The organism is uncultured Sphingomonas sp. (genome assembly GCF_964250165.1).
Taxonomy (GTDB): domain Bacteria; phylum Pseudomonadota; class Alphaproteobacteria; order Sphingomonadales; family Sphingomonadaceae; genus Sphingomonas.
The window spans coordinates 1-3,573 of the sequence record NZ_CAXUEK010000135.1 but is presented as its reverse complement, the minus strand read 5'-3'; the positions used below and the strand labels follow the sequence as shown (position 1 = coordinate 3,573).

5 protein-coding genes are annotated in these 3,573 nt (G+C 67.5%); 2 read left to right on the top strand and 3 right to left on the bottom strand.

Features of this window, described 5'->3' with window-relative positions; translation table 11 throughout:
* The 3 genes from ACFE64_RS15380 to ACFE64_RS15370 form a co-directional block, all read right to left on the bottom strand.
* On the bottom strand, nt 1-820 hold an 820-nt coding region (locus ACFE64_RS15380; RefSeq protein WP_375393329.1), incomplete at its 3' end, for a glutamine amidotransferase.
* A gap of 75 nt (nt 821-895) precedes the next feature.
* Nucleotides 896-2,149, bottom strand: a complete 1,254-nt coding sequence (locus tag ACFE64_RS15375; RefSeq protein WP_375393328.1) for an aromatic ring-hydroxylating dioxygenase subunit alpha — start codon at nt 2,147-2,149, stop codon at nt 896-898.
* Between the two features lie 11 nt (nt 2,150-2,160).
* Nucleotides 2,161-2,532, bottom strand: a complete 372-nt coding sequence (locus ACFE64_RS15370; protein ID WP_375393327.1) for a winged helix-turn-helix transcriptional regulator — start codon at nt 2,530-2,532, stop codon at nt 2,161-2,163.
* A 105-nt stretch (nt 2,533-2,637) separates the two neighbouring features.
* On the opposite strand from ACFE64_RS15370, the gene ACFE64_RS15365 reads away from it, so the two are divergent.
* Together ACFE64_RS15365 and ACFE64_RS15360 are read left to right on the top strand one after the other, a co-directional pair.
* A complete protein-coding gene (locus ACFE64_RS15365) occupies nt 2,638-3,249 on the top strand; it encodes an NAD(P)-dependent oxidoreductase (RefSeq protein WP_375393326.1) in 612 nt (203 codons plus the stop codon).
* 1 nt (nt 3,250) lies between these two features.
* A partial coding sequence (locus tag ACFE64_RS15360) for an aldolase/citrate lyase family protein (protein ID WP_375393325.1) occupies nt 3,251-3,573 on the top strand: 323 nt, incomplete at its 3' end.

The following is a 3,573-nucleotide window of genomic DNA, read 5'->3' as shown; positions in this document are numbered from 1 at the left end:
CGGGCAGGCCGACGAGCGCGCGATATTCGGAGGCGAAGGCGACATAGGCGTCGGTTTCCGCCATCACCGCCGGCTTGCACGAGATCGGATCGCGCACCACCGCAAAGCCGTTCTCGGTACCGACGACGAAGGTGAAGAAGCCGTCGAGATCGTCCAGCCCCGCTTCCAGCGCCTGGGCGAGCGTGGCGCCCTCGCGCATCTTCCAGGTGAGATAGCCGGCCGCGACCTCACTGTCGTTGTCGGTCTCGAAGCCGATCCCCTGCTTCACGAGCTCGCGACGCAGACTGGCGTGATTGGAGAGCGAGCCGTTGTGGACGAGGCACTGATCCGCGCCGGTGGAGAACGGATGCGCGCCCGCCGTCGTCACCGCCGACTCGGTCGCCATCCGGGTGTGGCCGATGCCGTGGCTGCCCGCCATGCCGGGCAGGCCGAAGCGGCGCGAGACGTCGGCGGGCAGGCCGACCTCCTTGTACAGCTCGATGCGCCGGCCGGCGCCGATGATCGCCAGATCGGGACGGTGTTCGGCGAGCCAGTCGCGAGCGTCGCCTTCCCGTGCCTCCGGCAGGGACAGCACCACATGCGTGTCGTGCAGGGCGGCGGTCACGGTGACGTCCAGCGCTGCGCTCAGCGCGATCCCGACATCGCCCGCCGTGCCGCGGACGGTCAGCTTGGCCTGCCCACGCGGGGCGTCGCTATAGATGGCGAAGCCGGCGCTGTCGGGGCCGCGATCGGTCATCACCTCGAGCATGCCCGCGAGCATCGCCCCGAGCCGCGGCTCCAGCGCAGGGTCCTTCAGGAACAGTCCGACGATTCCGCACATCCGCGCTGCCAAGCCTTTCTCGCCGCCAATCCTAGGTAACGCAGATCGACACTACCGGTCAATCAGAGAGAATACTTATTTCTTTTCAAGAAAACTCGCCGGCCTTGCACTTGCCTCGGCGTAGCTCGTCATGCGCTCCAGATACCAGTCGATGAACGCCATCACGAACCGCTCCGAGTCGGGAGCATAGGGCCCCGGCCGATAGCCCGCGCCGTTGACGCCGGCCTGATTGTTCTCGGCCAGCGCACGGTCCTGCCGGTTGGTCCGGTCCCAGACGTGGATCAGCCGATCGACCTCGTAATCCACCCCTTCGGCCGCGTCCTTATGCACCAGGAACTTGGTCGTCACGCGCGTGTGGAGCGTCGACACCGGCTCGACATTGACCATCACCGCGCAATCGCCGCTGGCGTGGCAGAAATTGGCCGGCTCGATCGCCCAGCGCAGCGAGCCGACATTGCCGTCGTTGCGATCGGTCAGCCGCTTCGCGACCAAGGGCGTGCCGTCCACCGAGTAGGACATGCAATCGTCGACGAACGGGATGCGGCCGATCTGCCACCAGTCGCGCTCGACCGAGGGCTGGTCGAGCCCGGCGGCCCGCATCTGTGCCAGGAACCCGCTCTCGCTATCGTCGGCGAACCCTTCCCCTTCGGCAAAATCGGACAGCGCGAAGACGTTCTTCAGCTCGGGATGGCAGGCCTCGCAGTGATTGCACTCGCGGCCGTTCTCCATCACCAGCTTCCAGTTGGCGACGTCGTCCATCACCTCGATGTGCGCCACCTTGCCGTCGCGCAGATTGTGCGGCAGCAGCGCCGGTTCGAGCGTCCGCCGGAACTCCGCGAAATCGGGCACGTCGTCGCTGAGCGCGGCATAGATGCACCCCGCCACGACCTCGACGCGGATCGGGATCAGGCCGTGTTCGGTGCGATCGAAATCCGGGCCCATGCGCGGCGCGGCGAGCAGACGGCCGTCGATGTCGTAGGTCCACTGATGATAGGGGCAGACGATCCGCGGGACGCGTCCGGTCCCGTCCCGGCAGAGCTTGGAACCGCGGTGCCGGCAGCTGTTGAAGAAGCCCACGATTGCATCGTTGCGATCGCGCAGCACCAGGATCGGGCTGCCCCCGACCGTTACCGCGATATAGGCGCCTGACCGGCCGAGCTCCGCCTCGAAGCCGACCATTGTCCAGCTGCGGTGAAAGATCGCCTGCATCTCCAGCGCGAAGATCTGATCGCTGACGTAGAAGGGCTGGGGCAAGCTGTGCCCGGGCTTGCGCGCCGCCAGCAACGCCGCGATGCCCGAACGTTGGATCGTGGAGTCGCTCACCGTCATTAGGCCGGGTCCTAATCCGCTTGCGCCGCAAAACGCGCCCGGGCCGCAAGGATCGGCGTGAGATTGTCCTCCGCCCAGCTCGTCAGCTGGCCGACAATCCCCGCCAGGCCCTGGCCGAGCGGCGTCACCGCATATTCGACCGTGACCGGAACGGTCGCAATCGCGGTACGCGTTATCAGCCCGTCGCGCTCCAGATTCTTGAGCGTCTGCGACAGCATCTTTTGCGAAATCCCGCCAATCTGCCGGCGCAGTGCGCTGAAGCGCTGCGGCCCCTCGGCGAGCCGGGTGACGATCAGCATCGCCCATTTGTCGCCGATTCGGTCGAGCACCAATCGCGCAGGGCATAGCGGGTTGAGCGTATCGCCGCGTTCGGAGGCAAGCATGGCGGTATCCTGAAGGTTAGCAGATGACGCGACGGTGCGTCCTTGTCATCCTGCTTTCCTTACGACATCTGGTATCCATTGGTCACCAACCCAAGGGCCCTAATCATGAAGATTGCTCTCATCGGCGCCACCGGCCGCGGCGGCTCGTGCATCTTGAAGGAACTGGTCGAGCGCGGCCATCAGGTCACCGCGATCGTGCGCCATCCCGAGAACGTCGCCGCGCTGCCCGGCGTGACGGCGCACTTTGGCGACGCGCTCGATGGCGCGGCGCTGAAGGGGCTTATCGCCGGCCATGATGCGGTCGTCAGCGCGGTGCAGTTCGTGCCGACCGATTCGGAGACGCTGATTGCCGCGGTGCGCGATTCGGGCGTGCCGCGCTTCATCGTAATGGGCGGCGCGGCGGGGCTGGAGACCGCGCCGGGCGTCAAGCTGATCGACAGCCCGCATTTCCCGCCCGAATACCGCGCGGAGGCGAGCAAGGCGATCGCGTTCCTCGCGCTGCTCAAGCAGGAGCCGGTGCTCGACTGGACGTTCGTCTCGCCCGCCGCGCTGATCGAGCATGGCGAGCGCACCACCAAGTTCCGCGTCGGCGGCGACCAGCTCCTGACCGATGCGGACGGCAACAGCCGCATCACGTTCGAGGATTATGCCATCGCGCTGGTCGACGAACTGGAGGGCCACGCGCATCCGCGCCAGCGCATCAGCGTCGCCTACTGAGGTGACGGTTCCGGACGACCTGCGCGCGCGGCTGGCGGGACCGGGCCTGTCGCTCGCCTGGTTCTCGCTCGGCTCGGTGCCGCTGGTCGAGATCGCCGCGCGCACCGGGTTCGATGCGGCGGTAATCGACCTGCAGCACGGGCTGTGGGACCGGATGTCGACGCACCTCGCGGTCAGCGCGCTCGGACCCGTGCCGGTGCTCGCGCGGGTCTCCGCGATCAGCGCGGCGGCAATCGGCGAGGCGCTCGACAGCGGCGCGGCGGGCGTGCTGGTGCCGCTGGTCGAGACCGCCGAGCAGGCGCGGCTGGCGGTCGCGGCGGCGCT

Excerpts from the sequence above, each read along its gene's own strand:
- ACFE64_RS15375 (WP_375393328.1), bottom strand. The coding sequence starts at position 2,149 with ATGACGGTGAGCGACTCCACGATCCAACGTTCGGGCATCGCGGCGTTG.
- ACFE64_RS15370 (WP_375393327.1), bottom strand. The coding sequence starts at position 2,532 with ATGCTTGCCTCCGAACGCGGCGATACGCTCAACCCGCTATGCCCTGCG.
- ACFE64_RS15365 (WP_375393326.1), top strand. The coding sequence starts at position 2,638 with ATGAAGATTGCTCTCATCGGCGCCACCGGCCGCGGCGGCTCGTGCATC.